Below are 26019 nucleotides of genomic sequence, written 5' to 3'. Positions count from 1 at the left end.
AATGCAAGCAAAAAAGGTCAAATTTGATAGTTCACATCTGCTGCTCGGTCGATAGCCACTACTTTTTAGGACGCCTACGAAAAGACTATCCAAATGAACGAATAGTAGGCTATTTTTATGATCCAAACATACATCCGTATAGCGAATTTTTACTGCGTTTTGAGGACGTGAAGCGAAGCTGCGAGAAGCTTGGCATCGAGCTAATATGCGGCGAGTATGACTACGAAGCGTGGCTTGGTGGCACAAAGGGGCTTGAAAATGAGCCAGAAAAGGGCAAAAGGTGCGAATACTGTTTTGATTTTCGTATGAAAGACTCTGCTAAAAAGGCACTTGAGCTAGGTCTTAGTAAGATAACGACGACACTTTTGATGAGTCCAAAAAAGGACTTTACTCAGCTTAAAAAGGCGCTTGATGAGGCGGTGGCTGGCTCAAATTTGGAGGCCGTTGCAGTTGATTATAGAAAAAATGGCGGTACAAGCGAGCAGTTTATCCTCGCTAAAAAAGACAAGCTCTATCACCAAAACTACTGTGGTTGCGTCTTTGCGCTAAAAAAACAGAGGGACTCGCAAAATTTACCTCAAAGTGAGCTAATGAGCGAACTACACGCAAGGGCGCTTTATGGCAGCATAGAAGCGAGGCTTGAGCTTTATAAAAAGGTGCGCGAGTGCGAGGCGAGAGGAGAGAAATTTCACCTTTTTAGGAGGCGATTTTTAAACTATAGACTTTTACGTGCTTATGTAAAATTTGAAGGTCATGTGACACCGAGCTACTTTGTGCTTTACTCTGGTTTTAAAAGAGAAAATTTAAAGCTTAACGTAGAACGTGACTGCGAGATGGACGATGAACTAAAAGAGGGCGCGATATTTATGGGCATAGAGCGCTTTAATAAATTTACAAATAGCAAATTTAAAAGCGTGGATGAGCTTTGCAAAAGACCGCTTGAGCTTGGTAAGGAGCTGAAATTTCGCCGTGATATAAGCGGAGAATTTTCGCAAAATCCTATCGTCATCTTAGACGAGGTCAAAAAGGGCAGCTACGAAATTTACGCAAAGGCTGTTTTTTATAACGATAGCGAAGAAATTTTGGTTTTAGACTAAAAGGTGAGTTTATAAAATTTATCTTAAAGCAGTGAATTAAATTTTTGCCACATAAGGCGAAATTTAGAGATTTTTAAAAGAGGCTAATAATTTTTTTCTTAGTATAAATTTGTTACAATCGCCACAAATTTACATTACTAAGGCTAAAACGTGATAGACGTCGTAGAAATTCAAAAAATTCTCCCACATAGATTTCCATTTTTACTTATAGATAGAGTTGTCGAGCTAGAGCCAGCTAAGAATATCGTAGCTTACAAAAATGTAACCATTGGTGAGCCGATATTTCAGGGGCACTTCCCGGGCCATCCGATATATCCTGGCGTAATGATAATCGAAGGCATGGCGCAAGCTGGCGGCGTGCTAGCATTTAAGAGTATGAGCGACGAGCATCAAGCTGGCATTGAAAATAAAGTAGTCTATTTTATGAGCATAGACGGAGCAAAATTTCGCCATCCAGTCCGTCCTGGAGATAGGCTAGAGTATAGACTAAATGTGCTAAAGCACAAGGGAAATATCTGGGTGCTTGAAGGTAAGGCATATGTAGATGACGCACTTTGCGCTGAGGCTGAACTAAAAGCGATGATAGTAGATAAATAGGCTTTAAAAAAAAGAGAGACAATGAAAAATATCCACCAAACAGCCGTTATAGAAGATGGAGCGATCATTGGAGATGACGCAAATATCGAGGCTTATGCATTTGTAAGTAAAGATGCGGTCCTTGGCAACAACGTCACGATAAAACAAGGCGCAAGGGTGCTTGGCAAGACCAAGATCGGCGATAACTCTCGTGTATTTAGCTATGCGATCGTAGGCGACATCCCACAAGATATCAGCTATAAAGATGAGATTGATACCGGCGTTATTATCGGAGAGCACGCAACTATACGTGAGTTTTGCACGATAAACTCAGGCACGCACAAAGGCGATGGTATAACAAGGATCGGTGATAATGCCTTTATCATGGCATATTCTCACATCGCGCATGACTGTATAATAGGCAGCAACGTCATTTTGGCAAATAACGCAACCCTGGCAGGTCACGTTGAGCTTGGCGACTATGCTGTTGTGGGCGGTCTTACGCCAATTCATCAGTTTGTTAGAGTGGGTGAAAGCTGCATGATCGCAGGTGCAAGCGCGCTTAGTCAAGATGTTGTGCCATTTTGCCTAGCTGAGGGCAACAGAGCATATATAAGAAGCTTAAATTTAGTTGGCATTAGACGCAGATTTGACAAAGAGCAAGTTGAGGAGCTGGTTCGCGCTTATAAATTTTTGTTTAATCAAGGCATAAGCTTAAAAGATCAAGCAAATGAGCTGATCGCAAAAACCAGCGACGAAAACGTAAAGAAAATGTGTAAATTTATATTAGAAACGACAAGAGGAATTCCGCTTGCAAAAGGAAGAGATTAATGGCTAGAAAGTGTAATTTTTGTGGAGAGGCAGAGTCTGCTGAGAGAAGATTACTCGCTGATATCGAAGGAAATGCCTATATATGCGAGTACTGCATAGCAGCCGCATACGATATGATACATGGAGATACTAGCGTAGAAGAGAGTAAAAATGACGAAACGATAGAGTATCAAAAGCTCACACCAAAGGAGTTAAAAGCGGTACTTGATAACTACGTGATCGGTCAAGACAGGGCTAAAAAGGTCTTTAGCGTCGGCGTATATAACCACTATAAGAGAATTTTTAAACAAAGCGACATAAAAGACGACACCGAAATTTCAAAATCAAACATCTTGCTTGTTGGTCCAACTGGTAGCGGCAAGACATTGATGGCTCAGACTTTGGCGAGATTTCTTGACGTGCCTATCGCGATTTGTGACGCGACAAGCCTAACTGAGGCTGGATATGTCGGCGAGGACGTTGAAAACATCCTTACAAGGCTCTTGCAAGCTGCAAATGGTGATGTTAAAAAGGCGGAGCAGGGCATTGTTTTTGTAGATGAGATCGATAAGATCGCTAGAATGAGTGAAAATAGAAGCATCACAAGAGACGTTTCGGGTGAAGGCGTACAGCAAGCACTATTAAAGATCATCGAAGGTAGCGTCGTGAACATCCCACCAAAAGGTGGCAGAAAGCATCCAAACCAAGACTTCATCCAGATAGATACGACAAATATTTTATTTGTTTGCGGTGGTGCATTTGACGGACTTCTTGATATCATCGAGAGAAGAGTTGGTAAAAACGTACTTGGATTTAACCAAGAAAAACGTGGCAAAAACGAAAAAGAAAATTTACTAAGCCTACTTGAGCCAGACGATCTTGTAAGATATGGCCTCATCCCAGAGCTTATTGGCAGACTTCACGTGGTAGCTACTCTAAATGAGATAACAAAAGAAGATATGGTAAAAATTTTAACTGAGCCAAAAAATGCGATATTAAAACAATATCAAAAGCTTTGTGCGATTGATGGTGCTACGCTTAAATTTGATGATGAAGCACTTGAAGAGATAGCAAGTCTGGCTATTGAGAGAAAAACCGGAGCTAGAGGGCTTAGAAGTATAATGGAAGAGCTCATGACAGACATAATGTATGAGCTACCAGAGTTAAAAGAATATGATATTGTTATCTCAAAAGAGACTGTAAAAGATAAGGCAAAGCCAATTTTAATAAAGCACGATAAGAAAATAGCGTAAAGGAAATAGATGTTTTTAGATCAGGTTATAGGTTTTTTCTCAAGTGATATGGGCATAGATCTCGGTACTGCAAATACACTTGTTTTGGTAAAGGATAAAGGCATAATAATAAACGAGCCTTCTGTTGTTGCGGTAAGGCGTGAGAAATATGGCAAACAAAAAATTTTAGCGGTCGGACATGCTGCAAAAGAGATGGTAGGAAAAACTCCAGGAGATATCGAGGCGATAAGGCCAATGAGAGATGGCGTTATTGCGGATTTTGATATGACTGAGCGTATGATACGCTATTTTATAGAAAAGACTCACAAAAGAAAAAGCTTTTTACGCCCAAGGATCATCATCTCAGTTCCTTATGGACTTACTCAGGTCGAAAGAAAGGCTGTTAGAGAAAGTGCCTTAAGTGCTGGAGCAAGAGAGGTATTTTTGATCGAAGAGCCTATGGCAGCAGCGATTGGCGCAAATTTACCAGTTCGTGAGCCACAAGGCAACCTAGTAGTTGATATCGGTGGCGGTACGACTGAGATTGGTGTCGTCTCACTCGGCGGTCTAGTCATCTCAAAATCAATCCGCACAGCTGGTGATAAGATTGATATTAGTATTGTTAATTACATAAAAGAGAAATATAACCTACTAATAGGTGAGCGAACTGGCGAGGAGATAAAGATTGCTGTAGGTTCTGCTGTGCAGCTTGAAAAAGAGCTAAGCGTAGTGGTAAAAGGTCGCGACCAAGTAAGTGGTCTTTTAAGTAGAGTCGAGCTAACAAGCGAAGATGTAAGAGAGGCGATGAGAGAGCCACTAAAAGAGATCGCAGATGCGCTTAAAACCGTGCTTGAGATGATGCCGCCTGATCTTGCTGGTGATATCGTGGAGACTGGTATCGTACTAACTGGCGGCGGAGCGCTTATTAGAGGACTTGATAAATTTTTATCTGATATCGTTAAACTTCCAGTTTTTGTAGCTGACGAGCCACTCCTTGCGGTTGCTAGAGGAACGGGCAAGGCACTTGAAGAGATTGGGCTTTTACAACAGCTGACAAATGAAGAGTAAGATTGTTCTTTTTGTTTTTATAGCATTGCTTGCTACGGTCTCAGTTTTCAAGGGAGAAATTTTAAGTAATCTTTCTATTGGGTTTAGTAACTATGCTACAAATTCATACGACAATTTTGCTAAAGGCGTGAAAGACTATATAAACGAATATTTTAGGCAGGCTAGTGAGATAGAAAAGCTAAGAGCGCAAAATGAAGAGTTAGAGCGCTCAGCTACGCTTCTTTCTACTTTTGCGAACGAGCTAAATCAAATTTTAAAAGATAAAAACTCAACTGCCTACGCCCCAGCTGTAAAGCTAGTAAAAGGGCTTAGTTACGTGCATATCGGGGATTATAATAAAATTTGGATAAGTGAGTTTGAAGGATACGATCCAAATAAAATTTACGGGCTCATCTATCAAGGAAATAGTGCTGGTATCGTCATCGCAAAAGATGGCAAACCGCTAGCTTACTTGCAAAATGATCCAAAAAGTATATTTGCAGTCTATATAGGAAATGACAAAATTCCAGGCGTCGCGCATGGAAATCAAGGCCAAATAATGGTAAAATTTATCCCACAATGGCTCAGCCCAAAAGAGGGCGACGAGGTCTTTACGAGCGGGCTTGATGGGATATTTTTTAGTGGAGTGCCAGTAGGGCGCGTGAGTAAAATTTTAAAAGAGAGCTCCTATCAAAGCGTGATAGTTGAGCCCTATGCAAAGCTAAACATACCAAACTATCTATACGTTGTAACAAAGGAAAAATGATGCCAAAAAGAACAGATATAAATACCATTTTGCTAATCGGCTCAGGCCCTATCGTCATCGGTCAAGCCTGCGAATTTGACTACTCAGGCACGCAAGCAGCCAAGACGCTAAAAGAGCTTGGATACCGCGTAGTGCTTATCAACTCAAACCCAGCCACCATTATGACTGACCCAAATTTCGCCGACGCAACGTATATAGAACCGATCACAAAAGATAGCATTTTAAAGATCATCGAAAAAGAAAATATTGACGCCATTTTGCCAACGATGGGCGGTCAAGTGGCGCTAAATGCCGCTATGGAGGTCTTTGAGAGCGGACTTTTAAAGGATATCAAATTTCTTGGTGCAAACCCAGAAGCAATAAAAAAGGGCGAAGATAGACAAATTTTTAAAGCAACTATGCAAAAGATCGGCATGGATTTGCCTGAGAGTAGATACGCTTATAACATGGACGACGCGCTAAATGCGGCAAATGAGATAGGCTTTCCGCTCATCATAAGAGCTAGCTACACGCTTGGTGGCGCAGGAAGCGGCGTGGCTTACAATATGGATGAGTTTAAAGAGCTAGCCAACACCGGCCTTGACGCAAGCCCGATACATGAAATTTTGATAGAAGAGAGCTTGCTTGGCTGGAAAGAGTACGAGATGGAGGTCATCAGAGATAGAAACGATAACTGCATTATCGTCTGTTCGATCGAAAATTTCGACCCAATGGGCGTTCACACAGGCGATAGCATCACGGTTGCACCAGCACTCACACTCACAGATAAAGAGTATCAGGCTATGAGAGACGCTAGCTTTGCCATACTTCGCGAGATCGGCGTTGATACGGGCGGCAGCAACGTGCAGTTTGCCATAGACCCAAAAAGTGGCCGCATGATCGTTATCGAGATGAACCCACGCGTTAGCCGAAGCTCAGCACTTGCTAGTAAAGCTACTGGCTATCCGATCGCAAAGGTAGCGACACTTCTAGCGGTTGGCTTTAGCCTAGATGAGATCAAAAACGATATCACGGGCACGCCTGCTAGCTTTGAGCCGGTGATTGACTACATCGTGACAAAAATTCCACGTTTTACATTTGAGAAATTTCCAGGATCAAACCCATATCTAGGCACTGCGATGAAGTCAGTTGGCGAGGTCATGGCGATAGGTAGGACATTTAAAGAGAGCATCCAAAAGGCGCTTTGTAGCTTAGAGCGCGATCTTTGCGGATTTAACAGCCTTAGTTTAGAAAGAAACGCTTTGATTTATGGCATCAGAAATGCAAATGAGAGGAGAATTTTATATCTAGCACAAGCCTTTAGAGATGGCTTTAATGTGGCTGAGGTGCATGAGTTTAGTAAGATCGATCCTTGGTTTTTAGAGCAAATTTATGAGATAGTTAAATTTGAAGATAAGATCGACATGGATATCTTGAATAACGAAGAGCTACTTCGAGAGGCCAAAAGCATGGGCTTTTCAGACAAGATGATAGCTGTGCTTATAAATGAAAAAGACGATCTTGAGCTCAGTCAAAATGATATCTATTTTGCTAGGCAAAAGCTTGGTATCGAGCTTGAATACAACGAGGTTGATACTTGCGCGGGCGAATTTAAGGCGCTAACGCCGTATCTTTACTCAACCACAAATATCACCAAATTTCCTAAAAAAGAGCTTGTAAAAGACGCTAAAAAGGTAATGATAATAGGCGGTGGTCCAAACAGGATCGGCCAGGGTATAGAGTTTGACTACTGCTGCGTGCATGCAAGCTACGCTCTAAGAGACCTTGGCATAAAAACGATAATGTACAACTGCAACCCAGAAACCGTCTCAACCGACTACGACACGAGTGATATTTTATATTTTGAGCCGATCGATTTTGAGCACGTGAGATCGGTCATCGAGCGTGAAAAGCCAGACGGCGTGATCGTGCATTTTGGCGGCCAAACTCCGCTTAAATTTGCAAAACGCTTAAGCGTGATCGGTGCAAAGATCATTGGAACAACTGCAAGAGTGATCGATGTGGCCGAGGATAGAAAGAAATTTAGCGAATTTATAAATAAAATAGGCGTCCTTCAACCTAAAAATGACACCGCCACTAGCCTAGAAGAAGCTTTGCAAAAAGCCGCTACTATCGGCTATCCAGTGCTAGTTCGCCCAAGCTATGTCCTAGGTGGTAGGGCGATGAGAAGGGTACACAACGAGAGCGAGCTAAAAGAGTATATGAGTGAAGCGGTAAAGGTTAGTAATCACTCGCCAGTACTACTTGATAAATTTTTACAAGATGCAAAAGAGCTTGACGTAGATGCTATATGTGACGGCAAAGAGGTCTATATCGGCGCTATAATGGAGCATATCGAAGAGGCTGGAATTCACTCTGGCGACTCGGCTTGCATATTGCCACCGATGAGTTTAAGTGATGAAATGATAAAAAAAGTGGAGAAGCAAACCAGAGATATCGCGCTAAATTTAGGCGTTGTCGGCCTTATGAATATCCAGTTTGCTATCTATGAAAACGAGCTTTATATGATCGAGGTAAATCCTCGTGCGAGTAGGACTGTGCCGTTTGTGAGCAAGGCTACTGGCGTGCCTATGGCAAAGGTAGCGACAAGAGTCATGTGGCAGGGAAATTTACGTGAGGCGCTTAAATTTTATGATGATTACAAAGTTGTTTATGAGGACGGCGACATCTTAAAACCTCGCGTTAGCTCGCATATTTGCGTAAAAGAGTGCGTATTGCCGTTTAACAAGCTAAGCGGCGCCGATCTCATCCTTGGCCCTGAGATGAAGAGTACGGGTGAAGTAATGGGCATAAGTCACGATTTTGCAAGCTCATTTGCAAAGAGTCAGATCGCTGCGAGCAATACTTTGCCAAGCAAGGGTAGGGTCTTTTTAACGCTAGCTGACGCTGATAAATCTTACGCACCTGATCTTGCGAGAGAGCTAATAGCGCTTGGCTTTAGTATCGTCGCAACTGGCGGTACGCATAAAATTTTAAGCGAAGCTGGCGTTGAGGCTGAGTTTGTCTATAAGATAAGTGAGGGCAGACCAAACGTAGAAGATAGGCTCAAAAACGGCGATATCGCACTTGTCATCAATACAAGCGATACAAAATCAAGTGTGGATGATGGCAAAAAGATCCGCCAAAATGTGCTTAGATTTAAAATTCCTTACTTTACAACGATCCGTGCAGCACTCGCAGCCGCTAAGTCGCTAAGCTCAGTTCAAACTGGCAAAGCACTTGAAGTAAAAAGCTTGCAAGAGTATTTATCTAAAAAATAATAAATTTAAGACAGTTTAGCTTATAGCTAAACTGTTTTTTAAAGTATTATTAGAAGCAACAGATGTCCATATATGGCATTTTGCTTTGAATTTTAGTCCAGCTTTCATCAATCTAGTAATATTAAAGCTTATGTTTAATATAATCTCACTCAAAAGGAGAGATTATGAAAATTTTAAATGCTTTTTTTACAGGTATTATATTTGTCCTTGCTCCTATTTTTACGCTATTTGTTGGAATTTACAACAACTACTTTTCTTACTATGGCATAAGCGAGTATTTTAATGTTATTTTTGTTGATAACGTGCCTTTCTTATGGCTTTTGCCCGTATTTTTTATATTTGGGTATTTCTTTTTTTATGCACCATTTAGAAAAATTTTTAGAGCCTTTTATTTAGTTTTGTTGATAGTTTGTGCTTTTAGTTGGTATCCTGACTTTGGACGCACTTTAGGAGAGAATTATTTTATGAGTAAATCGCTATCTTTAGATATCTCATCAAATTTAGAAAATAAGCAAAAGACTGATGGAAAGATACTTTATGATGGACGAAGAGAAATTTATTTTTTAAGAAGCGATAATAATAAAGTCGTTAAAATTTCAAAGTAAAGTTTTACCTTTATTTAGTTAAAATGGCATAAAAATTTAAAGGTTTAAAATGCGTTTAAAACTCCCACACGTTCCGTATATTTCACATAAAATAGCAATAGATCTCCTAAATTGTGGTTTCGTAAGATTAAATAAAGGCATTGAGCCAATCGTAGCAAAAACAAGTGAAATTTTAACAGTCGATATTCAAAAAGAAAGAGCTTTAGATGAGCGAGTAAATGAGCTTTTGGAGAAAAATGAAGACGAGATGCAAACTATGCAAATTGACCGCAAAAATATGTTTTGGCTCGTTAAAAAGAAGCTCGCAGGTGAATTTGATGTAATCTTAACCCACGAAGATAGATTTAGTAATATCGCTCACAAAGTGCTTGAAACTATTTGGAAGAGCGGCCTTGTTGACTATAATGTATCTGAAAATCGTGTAAAAAATGTGATTTATAACTCAATAGACGAGTACTTAAAAAGCTATGAGAAGATAGAAGATGATGTCTATGAAATGATACAAAATTATAAACACAAGCTAATCCCAGGAACTGATGAATATGATCTTGTCTTTGAGCGTTTGTATCAAGATGAGCTTAAAAAAAGAGGCATGCTTTAATGAAAGCTTACATTTATATTGAAAATGGTGTTTTTTTAGAAGCAAAAGCTTTTGGTGCTCACGGCGAGTGTGCAGGTGAGCTCGTTTTTAATACCTCGATGACTGGCTATGAAGAGATCATGAGCGATCCAAGCTATGCTGGTCAGTTTATCGTCTTTACGATGCCAGAAATAGGTATAGTAGGTATAAATGAAGATGATATGGAGAGTCTTAGAATTCATGCAAGTGGCGTTATAATGAGAAGCTACAACGAGACCCCGTCAAACTACCGCTCGCAAAAATCTTTGGGAAAATTTTTCGAAGAGCAAGGTAAATTTGGCGTTTATGACATTGATACTAGATACCTCACAAAGATGCTACGCGATGAAGGTGCCTTGATGGCTTATATCTCAACGCAAATAAGTGATAAAGACGAGCTAAAACGCAGGCTTGAAAGTAGTGGGCGTATCGAAAATATAAACTACGTAAAAACAGTTAGTGCGATGGATGAGTACGAGCATAAAAAAGGCGCTTGGGATAGAAATTTAAAGTCATATAAGCCGTTAAAAAGTATTGGTAAAAAGATAGCTGTTTTTGACTTTGGTGTAAAGAGAAATATCTTAAATGAGCTATGTGAAACTGGTCTTGAAGTCATTGTCGTGCCACACGACACTAAGGCTGAAATTTTGATAGAAAAATTTAAAAATGGCGAGATAAATGGGGTATTCTTATCAAATGGTCCTGGTGAGCCAAAAAATTTAAAGGCTGAAATAGGCGAGATCAAAAAGATGATAGAGGCTAGGATACCTATATTTGGTATCTGTCTTGGACATCAGCTACTATCAAACGCCTTTGGATACGAGACATATAAGCTTAAATTTGGTCAGCACGGGGCAAATCACCCAGTGCTAAATTTAGAGACAAAAGCGATCGAGATAACAACACAAAATCACAACTACAACGTACCTGAGAGTATTGCAGAAGTAGCTGTTGTGACTCATAGAAATTTATTTGATAATACGATTGAAGGTGTGAGATACAAAGACTATCCGATCTTTTCAGTTCAACACCACCCAGAAGCAAGTGGTGGTCCAAGCGAGAGTAAATATATATTTAAGCAGTTTTTAGAAATTTTATAAGATGCAAAACATAAACCTTTACATGATTATCTCAGTTGCATTTTTAAGTAGCTTTAGTCATTGTGTAGGTATGTGTAGCGGATTTTTGAGCTTGCAGACTCTATTTTTTCAAGGCAAAAGCAAGAGAGAAATTCTAATGCTAAGTACGCTTTATAGTCTAGCTAGAATTTTTGCTTATGTAGTTTTAGGAGCTTTGTTTGGTGCCTTTGGAGCTGTTATTAGCTTTAGCATGCAAGCAAGAGGTGTGATATTTTTCATAGTTGGCTTAATGATCGCGTTTATCGGCATTGCCTTACTTTTTAGGGGCGAGCTTTTAAAATTTGTAGAGAATCAAAAGGCGCTTAATTTTGTAGTAAGAATTGCAAAAACAAGGATTCAAAAGAAAAATTTAGCAAATTTTTTATTACTTGGTTTTTTAAATGGCTTTTTGCCTTGTGGTGTGGTTTATTATTTTTTGGCACTTGGGATTTTAAGTGCAAATTTTATTGATTCGGCTTTTATAATGCTTGTATTTGGTCTTTGTACATTGCCAGCCATGCTTTTAGCTAGCTTTGTATTTGGGATTTTAAATGAAAAATTTAAAGACATAATGTTTAAGATCTCAGCTAGCATAATGATAATAAATGGAATTTATTTATCATTTTTAGGATATAGAGCAAATGCTTAAGATAGAAAAATAAGAGAAATAATTGTTAGTTGCGTCAAAATTTATGATGTTTGATAAATATAACCAAAAAGGAAGAATAAATGAGCAAGATTCTTAATAATCTAACTGTTCTTATCGTTGAGAATGAGGGAGATGGTAAAAAAATAGTACAAGAAGTTATGCGAGATAAATTCGAAAAAGTTATCACTGCTCAAAATGGCGATGAAGGACTTAAGAAATTTAAAAAATATAATCCAAATATGGTTATAACAGATGTTTTTATGCCTATAATGAATGGTCTTGATATGGCTAAAAGCATTAAAGAAATTTCAAAAGATACACCTATTATAGTTTTTAGCACAAATAGTGAAAAAGAGACACTTCTAAAAGCGATAGATGTTGGTATTGATAAATACGTTTTAAAGCCGATTGATCTTGATGATTTTTTGGTTACTTTAGAAAATGTCGCTAAAAATAAAATAGAAACAGCAAATATTATTCAGGTTACAAATGGATATAGTTTTAATAAAATAAAACGTGTGCTTATCAGAGATGGTGTTGAAATTTCTCTTACAAAAAAAGAACTTGCTTTTATATCTTTACTCATAAAAAGACTTGGTACGCTTGTACTTCACGATGAAATAAAAAATGTTGTTTGGGTTGGCGAGAGTGTGACAGAGGCTGCTATTAGGACCTTTGTTAAACGTGTTAGAGATAAAGTCGGTAGTAATTTTATAAAAAATGTTCCTGGACTTGGTTACAAAATAGATAGAAGACTCTCCTAGTAAAAGAGAATTTATATTAATTAAGTCTTTTTATAGTTTTTCTACTCTAAAATAACCGAAAATTAATATAAATTTAACTAGGAGGAAAATTTATGCGACCATCCCAGTTGCTACATTATGATTATAGTGTGGCAAAACTCTTTATGTTCTCCACGATATTTTTTGGTATTGTTGGCATGGCTATTGGTGTTTTGGTGGCTTTTCAGCTTGCCTGTCCTGATCTAAACTATATAGCTGGTGAGTATTCGGCATTTGGTAGATTGCGTCCTCTTCATACTAACGGTATCATTTTTGGTTTTATGCTCTCTGGTATATTTGCCACTTGGTATTACATAGGACAGCGTGTCCTAAAAGTATCAATGAGTGAATCTCCGTTTTTGATGTTCATTGGTAAGCTTCATTTTTGGCTTTATATACTTGTTATGATTCTAGCTGTCGTGACACTTTTTATGGGCGAGAGTACATCTAAAGAGTATGCCGAGCTTGAGTGGCCACTAGATATTGCTGTAGTAGTAGTCTGGGTGCTTTGGGGCGTAAGTATATTTGGACTTATTGGTATACGCCGCGAGAAAACACTTTATATCTCGGTTTGGTATTACATTGCTACATTCCTTGGCGTTGCTATGCTTTATCTATTTAATAACATGGAAATTCCAACAAGACTAGTTAGTGGATATGGCTCATGGCTACACTCAGTTTCGATGTATGCTGGCTCAAATGATGCTTTGGTTCAGTGGTGGTACGGCCACAACGCAGTTGCGTTTGTATTTACAGTAGCGATCATCGCCCAAATTTATTACTTCTTACCAAAAGAGAGCGGACAGCCGATATTTTCTTATAAGCTTTCGCTATTTTCATTCTGGGGTCTTATGTTTATCTATCTTTGGGCTGGTGGCCACCACCTAATATATACTGCTGTGCCTGATTGGATGCAGACTATGGGTTCGGTTTTTTCTATTGTTTTGATTTTGCCTTCTTGGGGTTCAGCTATTAATATGCTTCTTACAATGAAAGGCGAATGGACACAACTTCGCGAGAGCCCGCTTATTAAATTTATGATTTTAGCTTCAACCTTTTATATGTTTTCAACTCTTGAAGGCCCTATCTTAGCTATCAAATCTGTAAATGCACTAGCTCACTATACTGACTGGGTGCCAGGACACGTACACGATGGTGCACTTGGCTGGGTTGGTTTTATGACTATGGCAGCACTTTATCACATGACGCCACGTGTCTTTAAGCGTGAAATTTATTCAAAATCCTTAATGGAAGCTCAATTTTGGATACAAACAACAGGTATCGTTTTATACTTTGCTTCGATGTGGATTGCTGGTATTACGCAAGGTATGATGTGGAGAGCAACTGATAGCTATGGAAATTTACTCTACTCATTTATTGATACTGTTGTAGTGCTTATACCTTATTATTACATTAGAGCTATTGGCGGACTTTTGTATTTGATTGGCTTTTTGATGTTTGCTTATAATATCTACAAATCAACTTCTGCTAAAGCTATTTTGGCAGAGCCAAAAAGTGCAACGCCTATGGGCGGTGCTAAAGCCAATGCGGAGGTGATGTAATGTTTGCTTGGTTAGAAAAAAATCCATTCTTTTTTGCAGTTTGCGTCTTTATAGTCATAGCTTATGCTGGCGTGGTAGAAATTTTACCTGACTTTGCAAATAGAGCTAGGCCACTTGAGGGTACAAAACCTTATACAGTCTTAGAGCTTGCTGGAAAAAATATATATATACAAAATGGTTGCAACACTTGTCACTCACAGATGATACGTCCGTTTAAAGCAGAGACTGATAGATACGGCATGTACTCGTTAAGCGGCGAATTTGCTTATGATCGTCCTCATCTTTGGGGTTCAAAAAGAACGGGTCCAGATCTTATGCGTGTGGGTAATTATAGAACGACAGATTGGCATGAAAATCATATGTTAAACCCAGCCTCTGTAGTGCCAGGCTCGATCATGCCAGCATATCCATTTTTATTTAAGAAAAATGCTGATATCGAGACTGCTTACGCTGAAGCACTAACTGTTAAAAAGGTTTTTAACACACCTTATGATGAGAAAGATATGCCAGCTCTTGGCACTTTTGAGCAAGCAAATGCTAATGTAAAAGAGCAGGCTGCAAGTATCGTTGAAAGTATGAAAGACGAGCAAGTAAAAAGTGCTTTTGCAAAAGGGGAAATTCGCCAGATCGTGGCACTTATCGCCTATCTAAATAGCCTAAAATAGGAGTTAGTAATGGATATTAGAGAACTTCAAGCTTATGGCTATTTTATTTTGACAGCATTTTTAGCTATCACTTTGTACGCTTATTTTTTTCATCTTTATAAAAGTGAAAAGCAAGGTAGAAGAAATTATGAGAAGTATTCAAGATTAGCCCTAGATGATGAGATCGGTAGTAAAATTTTAGAGCAAAAGGCTACAAAGGAGAGCGTATGCAATGGCTAAATTTAGAAGATAATATAAATTTACTTGCGTTAATAGGTGCCATCTTAATTATCGTACTAACTGTCGTTGTAGCTGGCAAGTATGTTGGTCAAATGAAAGTTAAAAAAGATGAAAGCGTAGAGCTTAGTGAGCATAACTGGGACGGAATAGGCGAGTATAAAAATCCAGTTCCATTTGGTTGGGCAGTAGTTTTTTTATTAACACTTGTTTGGGCGATTTGGTATTATTTACTTGGTTATCCACTAAATTCTTACTCACAAATCGGTGAATATAATAAAGAAGTAAAAGAGGCAAACGCTAAATTTGAAAAAGAGTATGCAAACCCAAGCAAAGAAACGCTTCACGCTATGGGAGAGAGCGTATTTTTAGTGCAATGCTCAGCATGTCATGGTATCACAGGCGATGGCATTGGTGGCAAAGCTGCAAATTTACAAATTTGGGGTAGCGAACAAGGAATAGTTGATACGATACTAAATGGCTCAAAAGGGCTTGATTATCCTATGGGTGAGATGCCAGCAGGGCTAGCTGATGTTGATGGAGCAAAGGCTATCGCAGCTTATGTCGCAAAAGAGATAAGTGCTATAAAAAGTACAAAAAATGAAAATTTAGTAGCTATGGGAAAAGAGCTTTACGCAGCTTGTGCAGCTTGTCACGGAGATGATGGCAAAGGCATGGATGGTATGTCGGCTGATCTTAGTAAATATGGTTCAAGTGAGTTCATCGTAGATGTACTAAATCGTGGTAAAAACGGCAACATCGGTGTTATGCCTAAATTTAATGATGGTAGATTAAACGAGATACAACAAAAAGCAGTTGGCGAATATGTCATATCGCTATCAAAGGGCGAATAATGGAAAATAAAAATAGAAACATCTTTGCTTTAAATGGCATTAGCGGTTATTTGGTGGCAGTTTTGCTTTTACTATCTATCCTTGGCGTACTTACTTATATTGGTATTGGCTTGCAAAAAGATGTAGCAACCAAACCTTACTCATTAAAAGATGCAAGTAGCATTGAGATGAAAAGCGTTGATAACGCTAAACACGTCATTATAAAGGAGTAGTGATGCTAGGCATAATAGAAAAAGCCATAATCTTGCTGATAGTTGTTGCAGGAGCTATTTGTGCGTGGTCAGTGCTTACATCAAACCACCTTTTTGTAGGCTAGGTGTGAGAAAATTTATACTCATTTTTATATTTTTGCTCTCACAAAGTTTGGCTTTGGGAGCAAATTTTGTGATAAATAATGATGAAATTCTAAGCCAAAAAGTAAGTGTAAAGCTAAATGAGATCGGCAGTGAGCTTTATGCAAAAAGCGGTATAAATTTAGTAGTTGGCGTATATAAAGATGGTGAGCTAGAAGCTCTTTTTAAAGAGCAAAACCTTAGCTCGCCTTATGCTTTTTTGCTACTTATAAAGGATAAAAAGAAAGTAGAAATTTTTGCCGATTCTAATACTTCAAAGCTTTTTAATAAAGAACAAATTTTAAGTGTAAATCCAGAATCAGGAACGATAATTCCTATTTTAGTTTCTAAAAATGGCAAAGATGTCTATAATGCTGCTATATTAAATGGCTACGCTGATATTGCCGAACAAATCGCATCTAACTTAAATTTACAGCTTGAAAGTAGTGTTGGAAATTCAAACAAAACTACGTTAAATTTTTTAAGATTTTTCATCTATGGTTTGGTTGCATTTTTTGTAATTGTTGTCTTTTGTAAAAAGGTAAAAAATGGATAAAAAAACCTTTTGGCCTTATGCTATCGTACTTAGCTTCATTGCTATCATTATCGCTTGCGCAGTAACGATCATCATAGCACTGAAACATCCAGTCGAAATGGATAGCTCTTATATGCAAAGCTACCAAAATGTCGATGAAAACATAACCTTTATTAAAGAGAGTGAAAAACGCTTTGATGAGAAATTTGATCTAAAATTTGAGCCAAATTTTAATGTCCTAAATGCTAAGTTTAAATTTCATCTAACTCCCCAAAAAGGAGAAATCTCGGCTTTAAAATATGAAATTTTACTTACTCGCCCACAGACAAATAAAGAAAATAAAATTTTAAGAGCTTCATGGCAAGAAAATGATCTAGTAAGCGAAGAAACAAGTCTAAGAGAAGGCAGGTGGCAGCTACTTTTAAGGTTAAGTGACAATAATGATACAAGGTATTATAAATTTGACCTTAATGTCACAAAATGATCTTAAAATCGCAGCTTTGGCATCTGGAAAAGATTTCAAAGCTGGATTTAAATTTTAACAAACTAATCTTTTTGGCTAAAACTAAAATACCAAGTTTTTATTAAATAAAGCTATAAATCAAATCTCTTTAAATCCAAAATTTAATCCCAAACGCTCGCAAGTGCCGACATATTCTTTAAATTTATAGATTAGTGGATGCCATTTTTGCGTATCTATCTTTTCATCTTTTAGCAAATTCTCATCTACAAAAATGCCTGTAATCTTGCAAGTAACGATGCTAAACCACTCTTTTAACTCTATCTTTTCTACAACCGTTTCTATCTGTATCTTGCACTCTTTTATCCTGACGGTTTTTGCATTTATGCCAGGCTCTTTGTTGAGATTTGCCACATTAAATTTGTCGTGCTCGTAGGTGTAGCCAAGATTCTTTTTTTCTTCTGGTACGTTACTATCGCCAGTTAGTTTTTCCATTTTTTGCACAGCTTCTAGAAGACTCTCATCACATAAATTTAGCGTGATATCTGAACCATTTTTGATATTTTTAAAGCCTTGATTTTCAATGCCTATGCCAAGCACTACTGTATTTCCTAACGTCCAAGAAGATGAAAGCACCGTGATATCATCGTTTGCGTTTTTATCTTTTGTGGTAGCCAGCAAAACCGGAAAGCCGTAGTAAAAACCTTGTCTGTTTAACCCTTTATGCATTTTTGCTCCTTTTTTTGTGATTGTAGCTTTTGGCTCTTTAAGGCTTAAAATTTTAATGTATTTAGATAAAAATTTAAAGCTTTAGCTAAGCGTAAAAAGCGCTCTTTTATCAGCATTTAGCTATCATTGCTTAAAAATTTAAGAGAGAAAAATGCATAACTTAAACCAACTTTTTGTCTTTACGAACTCGCGTAAGATTCGTGAATTTAATGCAAGTTTTAATGACGAACTAATCCCAAAAAGCCTAAGTATTGCTGAGTTTTATAAAAAGGTAGTTTATGTAGATGGTAGGTTTGAGATTGATAGCACCTATGCTTTAGTGCTTATGAATAGAGCCTGTGCTAGCGTCAAAAAGGCAAACTCTGTTCTTAAAATTCCAACTGAGTTTTTTGAATTTTTGAAAAATAATGACTATCTTTTTTCATTTTTTAAAGAGCTAGCTATTAGTAAAAAGAGTATCTCTGAGATCAAATTTAACGATATTTACGCTAATTTTGAGGAGCATTTAAACATACTTGAAGCGGTTTTAAAAGAGTATGAGAGCTTGCTTGATAGAGAAAATCTCTACGATGATATAACCTTGCCAAAAATTTATAACATAAATGAAGCTTACATCAAAAGCTTTAGTGAAATTTCACTACACATAGATGGAATTTTAAGCGAATTTGAGTGGGAAATTTTAGAGAAAATCTCAAAGCTAACTACGCTAAAAATTATCTTTCAAACTAGTGTTTTCAACACAAAGCTAATCAATAAAATAAAGCAAATTTCATCTATTAGCGAGATTGAAAATTACAAAAAATATGAGCTAAATTTAAAGACAAATGAGCTAATTTGCTTAGAAAATATCAAAAAATTTGAGCCAGTCTTAGAGAAGAGATTTACCACTAGAAGCCTGCAATGTGCCTACGCTATGGCAAAGGCGAGCGAGTTTGTGTGTGATGGAATAAAGCCTGAAAACATCGCTGTTATATTGCCAGATGAGAGTTTTAGTGAAATTTTAAGGCTACATGATAGCAATAAAATTTTTAACTATGCTATGGGTGAGAGCTTTAAAAATACAAAATTTTATGAGACGCTTTTTTACATTACAAGAGCGATAAACGAAGAGGTAATACCGGTTTTTGATCAAAGTAAGTGTGAGAGCTACGAGGAGCTTGGCTTTATCTTGAACACACTTGGCGTAAGCGAAGAGCTTTTTAATAAATTTAAATCAAGCTATTTTGACCTTTGCGACTTTGCTAAATTTAAAGGGCTAATAGATGAGCTTTTAACACTTGAAAATGAGCCAAGATGTGAAGAAAAGCTCGCGCTTGAGCTTTTTAGGATTGAAAATTTATGCAGGTATTTTGACTTTAGCTTAAAGCAGTTAAGTGAAATTTTCTTGCTAAATATCTCGCGCCTTAGCATCGATGATGTGGGCGGTGGAAAGATCAGTGTCATGGGCATGCTAGAGAGTCGTGGAATGAAATTTGATGGCGTGATCATAGTTGATTTTAATGATAACTTCATCCCAGCAAGAAGCACAAATGAGATGTTTTTAAACTCAAAAGTGAGGCAAAAGGCAGGGCTTATAAGCTACCTTGAGCGTGAAAATTTGCAGAGATTTTACTACGAAAGCCTTATAAACAATGCCAAAAAGGTCGCCATAAGCTGTGTTTTAAACGAAGAGAGTATTCCTTCAAGATTTTTAAAAAATTTCAAAACAATAAAAGATGAGAAATTTAGTGACGAGGCGTATTTAAAATTATTTTTAAAAGGAAGTACAAGCCTAAATTTAAGCGATAATGAGATTATTTTGGAGCATGATTTTTTCACTAAACCGCTATCATTTTCGACACTAAATTTATTTCTAACTTGCCCAAGAAAGTATTATTACGCAAAGATAGCTGGTATAAAAGGAGCAAAAGCAATAGCAACTGAGCCAGGATCTAAGCAAGGAAATAGCGTGCATAAGGCGCTTTATGAATACTACACAAGTGATTTTTATAGACAAAAAAATATGTTTGATTTGGCTATTTTTAAAGAAATACTTGCAAAGCAAGATTTTTCTTCGCTTGAGCTTGAGATTTGGTCGCAGAAATTTAAAGAATACGCAGAGTTTGAAAATGAACGTTTAAGTGCTGGCTTTAGAGTGCTTGAGTGTGAAAAAGATATAGAGAGTGATTTTTGTGATGTAAAGATAAAAGGCATTATCGATAGGATCGATGCTAGCCCTGATGGTGAGCCTTTTATACTTGATTATAAAACTGGTGATGCAAATGCGAACTCGCTTCAGCTTGCATTTTATGAAGCACTTTATGGTAGCGAGGTAAAAAGTGCTTACTTTGCTCTAAAGAATGAACCTGTGCTTATTAGCTCAAAAAAAAGCGTAGATGATCTAAGGGCTGAGATAGAAAATCTAAAGAGTATAAATAATACTAAGATAAATTTTGAAAGAAAGAGCGGAGCTTGTAAATTTTGCGAGTATGCCATACTTTGTAGGAGAGAGTTATGAAAGATTTTTTAGCCCTAAAAGCAAGTGCTGGAAGCGGGAAAACATTTGCTTTAAGCGTTCGTTATATCGCTTTGGTGCTTAGAGGCGAAAATATAAACGAGATCATCGCTCTAACCTTTACCAAAAAAGCGGCCAATGAGATGAAAGAGCGCATAATCACAACTTTTTTGGACTTGCAAAATAAAAAAGACGAGCTTGATAAGCTTTGCAAAGAGCTTAGTTTGAGCCAAGATGAGGTCATAAAAAGACGCGATGAGAAGCTTGATAGGTTTTTGCAAAGTGAGTTAAAAATTTATACATTTGATGCATTTTTCTCTGGAATCCTAAAGAAATTTAGTCAAAATTTAGGACTTAGTCCTGATTACAGCGTGCGAGATAGTCTGCAAGATCTGGCGTGGAAAAAATTTGTAAAAGAGGCAAGCAAAGATCAAAAGCTTCTTAGCGAGCTTGCACTCATGATGATCATTTCAAGCCAAAAAGAGGCGAGTTTCTCACAGACTTTGGCTAAATTTTATGAGAGTTTTGGTGGTGAGCTAAAAGATAGTGGTGCAAGCTATCCAGATGATAGCAAGGTAAGAGCAGCACAAAAGGAGATAAATGAGCATATAGCCTTGCAAAATGGTGCTAGCGATACGGCCAAAAAGACATTTAAAGAGCAAAATTTATTTGAGCTTTTTAAAAACAAAGTCTTTGAAAGAAAGAGCCTAAATTACCGCACTTTTAGCAAAATTTATACAAGTGAGCTTGATAGGCTCTTTAACGAGCTAAAAGAGGCGGCAAAAGAGTATATTTTGGAGGTTGAAAGATACAGACTTAGCGGCTTTAGCAAGCTCTTAAACATTTATAAATACTCAAATTTAGAGCTAAATAAAGAGATAAACGCTTTAAGTTTTGCTGATATAAATAAGCTGGTCTTTAAGCTTTTGGTTGAAAATTTTGATAAAGATGTGCTTTACTTTAGGCTTGATGGACGCATAAATCACCTTTTGATAGATGAGTTTCAAGATACAAACGTGATCCAATATGAGATCATCTTGCCGCTCATCACTGAAATCGTTTCAGGATACGGACAGAACGGACTTGGAAGCTTTTTTTACGTTGGAGATACGAAGCAGAGTATCTATAAATTTAGGGGCGGTAAAAAAGAGCTTTTCGATAAGCTTGGAGATGATTTTAGTCAGATAGATATAGAAAATTTACCAAGTAACTACCGCAGTTTAAAGGCTTTGGTGAAATTTAATAACGCTGTTTTTGAAGAAATTTATCATAGATATGGGCTTAGTTTTGAGCCACAAGAGCCAGCTAAAAAAGATAAGGAGCTAAGCTACAAAGTAAGTGGTGAGTGTCCTTATTTTGAAGCCGAGGAAGATGACTACGGCTACTTGCGTGTGCTAAGTGACGAAGATATCGCGGGTGCAGTCGTTTCACAAGTAAAAGAGCTACTTGCAGCTGGCGTAAATGCAAGTGAGATAACTGTGCTTTGCTGGAAAAATAGTGACATCAGCCTTATTTCAGAAGTGCTTAGCAGTGAGGGGATAAAAAGCGTAAATGAAGGCACCTTGGAGCTAAAGCGAACGCCGTTTGTTGCAGCGATCATCGAGTATGCGAAATTTTGTCTTTTTGGTGAAGAAATTTATGAAAAAAATGTAAAAGCACTTGTAAATACAAATCCTAAAAGGCTAAAAATAAAAGCTGAAGATAGTGCGACAAAAAGCCTATTTTATCTAGCTAAAAATTTATATATAAATATGGCTGATGTTGATATTTTAAGGCTTTTTGAGCTAAGCAGTGGCTACAAAAATTTAAGCGATTTTATCTTTAACCTTGAAAATTTCAGTTCTAAAATCAGTCCTAAAAATGCTGACGGCGTAAAGATAATGACCGTTCATAAGTCAAAAGGGCTCGAGTTTGCTCACGTGATAGTTTGTGATATGATGAGTAAAGGCAGAGGCGATGACTCAAACTTTATAACAGAATATAGCGAAAAAGGCGAGTGGATAGTAAAAAGCCGAATTTCTGGCAGAGAAAATTTTGACCCTGAGTATGCTGGCGTGTTAGAGCAAATAAGAGAGCTTGAGAAGCAAGAAAATACCAATAAAATTTATGTTGCTTTCACTAGGGCTACAAAGTCGCTTATTATCATTAAACAAGCTGCTCCAAGTGGAAATAGTCCTAGCTTTTTTTCTTTTTATACTAGAAGTGATAAAAGCGAAGTAAACGACTATCTTGATCTAAAAGAGTTTAGTTTTGGCAAAATTTTACCTAGCAAGAGCGAGCAAAAAGAGGCAAAAAAAGATGAAAAAATGCCTGAAATTTTAAAGATAGAAAGGCAAGAGATAGAGGCAAGAGAGCAAAAAACGAGCGGTAAAAATTTAGAGGCAATCTATTTTGGCTTAGCGTTTCACTATTTACTTGAGATGAGTGAGAAATTTGATGAAAATTCGCTTTTAAAAGCCAAGAGTTTAATACTAAATAAATTTTATAAATTTCTCTCACCTGATAGGCTTGAAGATGCCTTTAAACGGGCAAAAATGCTAATAAATGAGCCAAAATTTATAGAGTGCATAAAAGATAAAGAAATTTACAAAGAGCAGCCATTTAAAGTAAAAAATGAGTTAAAACAGATGGACTTATTTTGTGTTGGAGAGAGCGAAATTTGTGTGATAGACTATAAAACAACAGATAAAAATATTGAGGAAAATAAAAAACAAGTTGGAGAATATAAAGAGGCATTAAGTAAATTTTATCCAAAGCATAGTATAATCGCCGTCATCTTCTACGCTCTTGATGGAAAAATTTCATATATTGAAGTTTAAATGCTACTTAATTTAAGCTTTATAAAAGCATTGTTTAAATACAATCACAACTCAAAAATTAACTTGGCAAAGGTAAGAAAATGACAAAAATAACAAAGCCAAACGAAGTTAAACGAGACTGGATCGTTGTTGATGCAGCTGGTAAACGTTTTGGTAGATTGCTAACTGAGGTAGCAACTATACTTCGTGGCAAAAACAAACCATGCTTCACGCCAAACGTAGATTGTGGCGACTATGTTATCATCATAAATGCTTCAAAAGTAGAATTTACTGGTAATAACAAAGCTGAAGATAAACTTTATCACAGACACTCAGGATATTTTGGTAGCGTAAAGAGTGAAAAATTTGGCGATTTGATAGCAAATAAGCCAGAAAAACTATTTAAATTAGCTGTTCGTGGAATGCTTCCAAAAACTAAACTTGGAAGAGAGATGATAAAAAAACTAAAAGTTTATGCTGGCAGTGAGCATCCTCATACGGCACAAATAGCTAAAAAAGAAGGAAAATAATTATGGCAAAAGTTTATGCAACTGGTAAAAGAAAAACTGCCGTAGCAAAGGTTTGGATAAAAGCTGGAAGCGGTAAAATCGTAGTAAATGGTATGGATCTTAATACTTGGCTTGGTGGACATGAAGCTATAAAGCTTAAAGTAATTCAGCCACTTCTAGTTACTAAACAAGAGAGTTTAATAGATGTAGTAGCTACAACTTTAGGTGGTGGTTATTCAGCACAAGCTGAGGCTTTAAGACACGGCATTTCACGTGCTTTAGCTGACATGGATGCTGATTTTAGAGCGGCGCTTAAACCAAAAGGCTTGCTAACTAGAGATTCTCGTGTTGTTGAACGTAAGAAATTTGGTAGAAGAAAGGCTAGAAGAAGCCCACAATTCTCTAAACGTTAATGGTTTTTTGCAAGTGCTTTTGCATTTGCAAAATTTAGGTTATGTAAATTTCAAATTTACATTATTAATTAAATTAGAATTTAGAGTTGGTTTATATTTTTTTAGTTAAAATGAAACCACTTTAAAATAAATCCTAAGAAAGGAATTCTAAATATGAAAAAGATTGCTTTAGCTATGGTTGCCGCAACAGCGGTTTTTGCGTCTAACGCAGCATATAATTATGAAGTTACTCCAACTATTGGTGGCGTTCACCCAGAGGGAAATCTACGTGTAAAAGACCATAACTTCGTTGGTGTTAGAGCTGCTAGAAATCTTGAAGATTTCTTCTTTGATCAAGTAGAGCTTGGTGTTGATTACACTCAAAAAGCAAAAGAAAAAACAGGTAGCTTAACAAGAGAAGGAAGAGTTCTTAGATATCATGCAAATCTTGTAAAAGATATAGTTGATTTTGGACCAGTTAGTCTATATGGCTTAGTTGGTGCTGGTTATGAAGATGTCCCAGCTATTTTTGTTAAAAATGAAGATGGCGGTTTTGGCCAATATGGTTTTGGTTTAAGATACCAAGTAACTGATAGATTTGCTCTTAAGGCAGAGGCAAGAGACGCTATCAAATTTGAGCACGCTGATCACAACCTATTCTATTCACTAGGCTTTGGCATCGGTCTTGATTCAAAAGCAGCTCCAGTTGTGGCAGCAGCTCCAGTTGCAGCAGCAACTCCAGCAGCAACTCCAGTTCTTGATGATGATAATGATGGCGTGCCAAATGATATAGATCAATGCCCTAACACTCCAGCTGGCGTAGTTGTTGATGAAAGAGGATGCGAAAAAGTTATCGTTCTTAGAGATTTAGATGTTAACTTTGCATTTGATAGCTATAAAGTTGGACCAAAATATGCAGCTGAGATCAAAAAAGTAGCTGACTTTATGGGCGAACACCCAGATTATAAAGTTGTACTTGCTGGTCACACTGATAGCGTAGGCGCAGAAGCTTATAACCAAAAACTATCTGAAAAAAGAGCAAAAGCAGTAGCTGATGTTCTTGCTGGCTATGGCGTAAGTGAGGATAAAATTTCAACAGTTGGCTACGGTGAGCTTAAACCAATTGCTACAAATAAAACTAAAGAAGGCCGCGCGCAAAATAGACGCGTTGAAGCTACTTTCAATAAATAATCTTATTATTTAAGGTTACTTCTTTTAGGGGCTTAGCTTCGGCTAGGCCCTTTTTTATTTCTACGGAGAAAATAATGAAAAAAACCATACTTTTTGATTTGGACGGTACACTTATTGACTCGACTTCTGCTATTTTAAAAGGATTTGATAGAGCTTTCTTATCTCATGGTAAAAAAGAGCCAGACCATAATACATTAAAGTCTTTGGTTGGTCATCCGCTTGAAATAATGTTTGAAAGACTTGGTGCAAGCAAAAATTTAATTGATAGCTATATAAAAGAGTATAAAGCTTGCTATGAAAAAATTTATCTTGATGAGACGGTACTCTTAAATTATGCAAACGAAGCACTAAAGGAGGCAAGTAGCTTTGCTGATGTGGGTATAGTTACTACGAAAACTTCAAAATTTTCTATTATCTTGCTTGAGCATTTAGGAGTTATGAAATATATAAAAACTGTTATTGGAAGAGACGATGTTACTAATCCAAAACCAAATCCAGAGCCTATAAATTTGGCTTTAATTAGACTTAATAAAAATAAAAATAATGCATTTATGATAGGTGATACCATTATGGATCTAATGGCTGCACAAGCTGCTTTTGTTGCAGGCGTGGGTCTAACTTGTGGGTATGGTCAAAAGAGTGATTTGGAGAAATTTAGTAAACATATTTTCTCAAATCCATTTGAAGCCGTTAACTTTATAAAAGAGGTTTAATAATCTAG

26 protein-coding genes are annotated in these 26019 nt (G+C 37.2%); 25 read left to right on the top strand and 1 reads right to left on the bottom strand.

Annotated features, from left to right (window positions below; all coding sequences use genetic code 11):
- The first annotated feature begins 23 nt into the window (after window positions 1–23).
- From CYP64_RS09425 to CYP64_RS09335, 19 genes are all read left to right on the top strand, one after another.
- Window positions 24–1097 carry an epoxyqueuosine reductase QueH gene (locus CYP64_RS09425; RefSeq protein WP_103649546.1) on the top strand — a complete coding sequence of 358 codons (1074 nt, stop codon included), beginning with the start codon at window positions 24–26 and terminating at the stop codon, window positions 1095–1097.
- 150 nt (window positions 1098–1247) lie between these two features.
- Window positions 1248–1694: a 3-hydroxyacyl-ACP dehydratase FabZ gene (gene fabZ / locus CYP64_RS09420; protein ID WP_021091063.1), complete on the top strand. Its 447-nt coding sequence runs from the start codon at window positions 1248–1250 to the stop codon at window positions 1692–1694.
- Between the two features lie 21 nt (window positions 1695–1715).
- Window positions 1716–2504, top strand: coding sequence for an acyl-ACP--UDP-N-acetylglucosamine O-acyltransferase (gene lpxA / locus CYP64_RS09415; protein WP_084041622.1), 789 nt, complete (start codon window positions 1716–1718; stop codon window positions 2502–2504).
- Window positions 2504–3736: an ATP-dependent Clp protease ATP-binding subunit ClpX gene (gene clpX / locus CYP64_RS09410; RefSeq protein ID WP_021090629.1), complete on the top strand. Its 1233-nt coding sequence runs from the start codon at window positions 2504–2506 to the stop codon at window positions 3734–3736. The genes lpxA and clpX overlap by 1 nt, the downstream gene beginning before the upstream one ends.
- 9 nt (window positions 3737–3745) lie before the next feature.
- Window positions 3746–4783, top strand: a complete 1038-nt coding sequence (locus CYP64_RS09405; RefSeq protein WP_021090637.1) for a rod shape-determining protein — start codon at window positions 3746–3748, stop codon at window positions 4781–4783.
- On the top strand, window positions 4773–5528 hold the full coding sequence (gene mreC / locus CYP64_RS09400) for a rod shape-determining protein MreC (RefSeq protein WP_103649545.1): 756 nt from the start codon (window positions 4773–4775) through the stop codon (window positions 5526–5528). Before CYP64_RS09405 ends, mreC begins: the two co-directional genes overlap by 11 nt.
- On the top strand, window positions 5528–8788 hold the full coding sequence (gene carB, locus CYP64_RS09395) for a carbamoyl-phosphate synthase large subunit (RefSeq protein ID WP_103649544.1): 3261 nt from the start codon (window positions 5528–5530) through the stop codon (window positions 8786–8788). The genes mreC and carB overlap by 1 nt, the downstream gene beginning before the upstream one ends.
- A 164-nt stretch (window positions 8789–8952) precedes the next feature.
- On the top strand, window positions 8953–9393 hold the full coding sequence (locus CYP64_RS09390; protein ID WP_103649543.1) for an isoleucyl-tRNA synthetase: 441 nt from the start codon (window positions 8953–8955) through the stop codon (window positions 9391–9393).
- Between the two features lie 49 nt (window positions 9394–9442).
- On the top strand, window positions 9443–9994 hold the full coding sequence (locus tag CYP64_RS09385; protein WP_087578297.1) for a DUF507 family protein: 552 nt from the start codon (window positions 9443–9445) through the stop codon (window positions 9992–9994).
- The gene (gene carA / locus CYP64_RS09380) at window positions 9994–11112 is read left to right on the top strand and encodes a glutamine-hydrolyzing carbamoyl-phosphate synthase small subunit (protein WP_085657829.1); all 1119 of its coding nucleotides are present in this window, start codon (window positions 9994–9996) and stop codon (window positions 11110–11112) included. Before CYP64_RS09385 ends, carA begins: the two co-directional genes overlap by 1 nt.
- A 1-nt stretch (window position 11113) precedes the next feature.
- Window positions 11114–11779, top strand: a complete 666-nt coding sequence (locus tag CYP64_RS09375; RefSeq protein ID WP_258033001.1) for a sulfite exporter TauE/SafE family protein — start codon at window positions 11114–11116, stop codon at window positions 11777–11779.
- Between the two features lie 80 nt (window positions 11780–11859).
- A complete protein-coding gene (locus CYP64_RS09370; protein ID WP_021090989.1) occupies window positions 11860–12543 on the top strand; it encodes a response regulator transcription factor in 684 nt (227 codons plus the stop codon).
- A 92-nt stretch (window positions 12544–12635) separates the two neighbouring features.
- Window positions 12636–14123 (top strand): cytochrome-c oxidase, cbb3-type subunit I, encoded by a 1488-nt coding sequence (gene ccoN / locus CYP64_RS09365; RefSeq protein ID WP_035167282.1) that lies wholly within the window; start codon window positions 12636–12638, stop codon window positions 14121–14123.
- Window positions 14123–14788, top strand: coding sequence for a cytochrome-c oxidase, cbb3-type subunit II (gene ccoO / locus CYP64_RS09360; RefSeq protein WP_084041629.1), 666 nt, complete (start codon window positions 14123–14125; stop codon window positions 14786–14788). The genes ccoN and ccoO overlap by 1 nt, the downstream gene beginning before the upstream one ends.
- Window positions 14789–14797: 9 nt before the next feature.
- Window positions 14798–15007 (top strand): cytochrome c oxidase, cbb3-type, CcoQ subunit, encoded by a 210-nt coding sequence (locus CYP64_RS09355; protein ID WP_021090915.1) that lies wholly within the window; start codon window positions 14798–14800, stop codon window positions 15005–15007.
- A complete protein-coding gene (locus tag CYP64_RS09350) occupies window positions 14995–15858 on the top strand; it encodes a cbb3-type cytochrome c oxidase N-terminal domain-containing protein (RefSeq protein WP_103649542.1) in 864 nt (287 codons plus the stop codon). Before CYP64_RS09355 ends, CYP64_RS09350 begins: the two co-directional genes overlap by 13 nt.
- Complete coding sequence (locus CYP64_RS09345) at window positions 15858–16070, top strand: DUF4006 family protein (protein ID WP_021090794.1); 213 nt, start codon at window positions 15858–15860, stop codon at window positions 16068–16070. The genes CYP64_RS09350 and CYP64_RS09345 overlap by 1 nt, the downstream gene beginning before the upstream one ends.
- A 106-nt stretch (window positions 16071–16176) precedes the next feature.
- The gene (locus CYP64_RS09340; protein WP_103649541.1) at window positions 16177–16746 is read left to right on the top strand and encodes a hypothetical protein; all 570 of its coding nucleotides are present in this window, start codon (window positions 16177–16179) and stop codon (window positions 16744–16746) included.
- Window positions 16739–17209, top strand: coding sequence for a FixH family protein (locus CYP64_RS09335; RefSeq protein ID WP_103649540.1), 471 nt, complete (start codon window positions 16739–16741; stop codon window positions 17207–17209). The genes CYP64_RS09340 and CYP64_RS09335 overlap by 8 nt, the downstream gene beginning before the upstream one ends.
- Window positions 17210–17326: 117 nt before the next feature.
- Here the strand turns inward: CYP64_RS09335 and CYP64_RS09330 are convergent, their stop codons facing one another.
- Window positions 17327–17914, bottom strand: a complete 588-nt coding sequence (locus CYP64_RS09330; protein WP_103649539.1) for a flavin reductase — start codon at window positions 17912–17914, stop codon at window positions 17327–17329.
- A 151-nt stretch (window positions 17915–18065) separates the two neighbouring features.
- Between CYP64_RS09330 and CYP64_RS09325 the strand changes: the two genes are divergently transcribed.
- The 6 genes from CYP64_RS09325 to CYP64_RS09300 all read left to right on the top strand — a co-directional run bounded on the left by CYP64_RS09325 (window position 18066) and on the right by CYP64_RS09300 (window position 26011).
- On the top strand, window positions 18066–20411 hold the full coding sequence (locus CYP64_RS09325) for a PD-(D/E)XK nuclease family protein (protein WP_103649538.1): 2346 nt from the start codon (window positions 18066–18068) through the stop codon (window positions 20409–20411).
- On the top strand, window positions 20408–23227 hold the full coding sequence (locus CYP64_RS09320) for a RecB-like helicase (RefSeq protein ID WP_103649537.1): 2820 nt from the start codon (window positions 20408–20410) through the stop codon (window positions 23225–23227). Before CYP64_RS09325 ends, CYP64_RS09320 begins: the two co-directional genes overlap by 4 nt.
- An 80-nt stretch (window positions 23228–23307) precedes the next feature.
- A complete protein-coding gene (rplM, locus tag CYP64_RS09315; RefSeq protein ID WP_002939292.1) occupies window positions 23308–23736 on the top strand; it encodes a 50S ribosomal protein L13 in 429 nt (142 codons plus the stop codon).
- Window positions 23737–23738: 2 nt separating this feature from the next.
- On the top strand, window positions 23739–24128 hold the full coding sequence (rpsI, locus tag CYP64_RS09310) for a 30S ribosomal protein S9 (protein ID WP_021084780.1): 390 nt from the start codon (window positions 23739–23741) through the stop codon (window positions 24126–24128).
- Window positions 24129–24281: 153 nt separating this feature from the next.
- The gene (locus CYP64_RS09305) at window positions 24282–25298 is read left to right on the top strand and encodes an OmpA family protein (RefSeq protein ID WP_084041636.1); all 1017 of its coding nucleotides are present in this window, start codon (window positions 24282–24284) and stop codon (window positions 25296–25298) included.
- A 74-nt stretch (window positions 25299–25372) separates the two neighbouring features.
- Window positions 25373–26011, top strand: a complete 639-nt coding sequence (locus CYP64_RS09300) for an HAD family hydrolase (protein ID WP_103649536.1) — start codon at window positions 25373–25375, stop codon at window positions 26009–26011.
- Window positions 26012–26019: the final 8 nt, after the last annotated feature.

It is taken from the genome of Campylobacter concisus (assembly GCF_002913945.1).
Lineage (GTDB): Bacteria > Campylobacterota > Campylobacteria > Campylobacterales > Campylobacteraceae > Campylobacter_A > Campylobacter_A concisus_P.
Note: the sequence above shows the minus strand (reverse complement) of the source record. Positions and strands in the feature narration are given on the sequence as shown.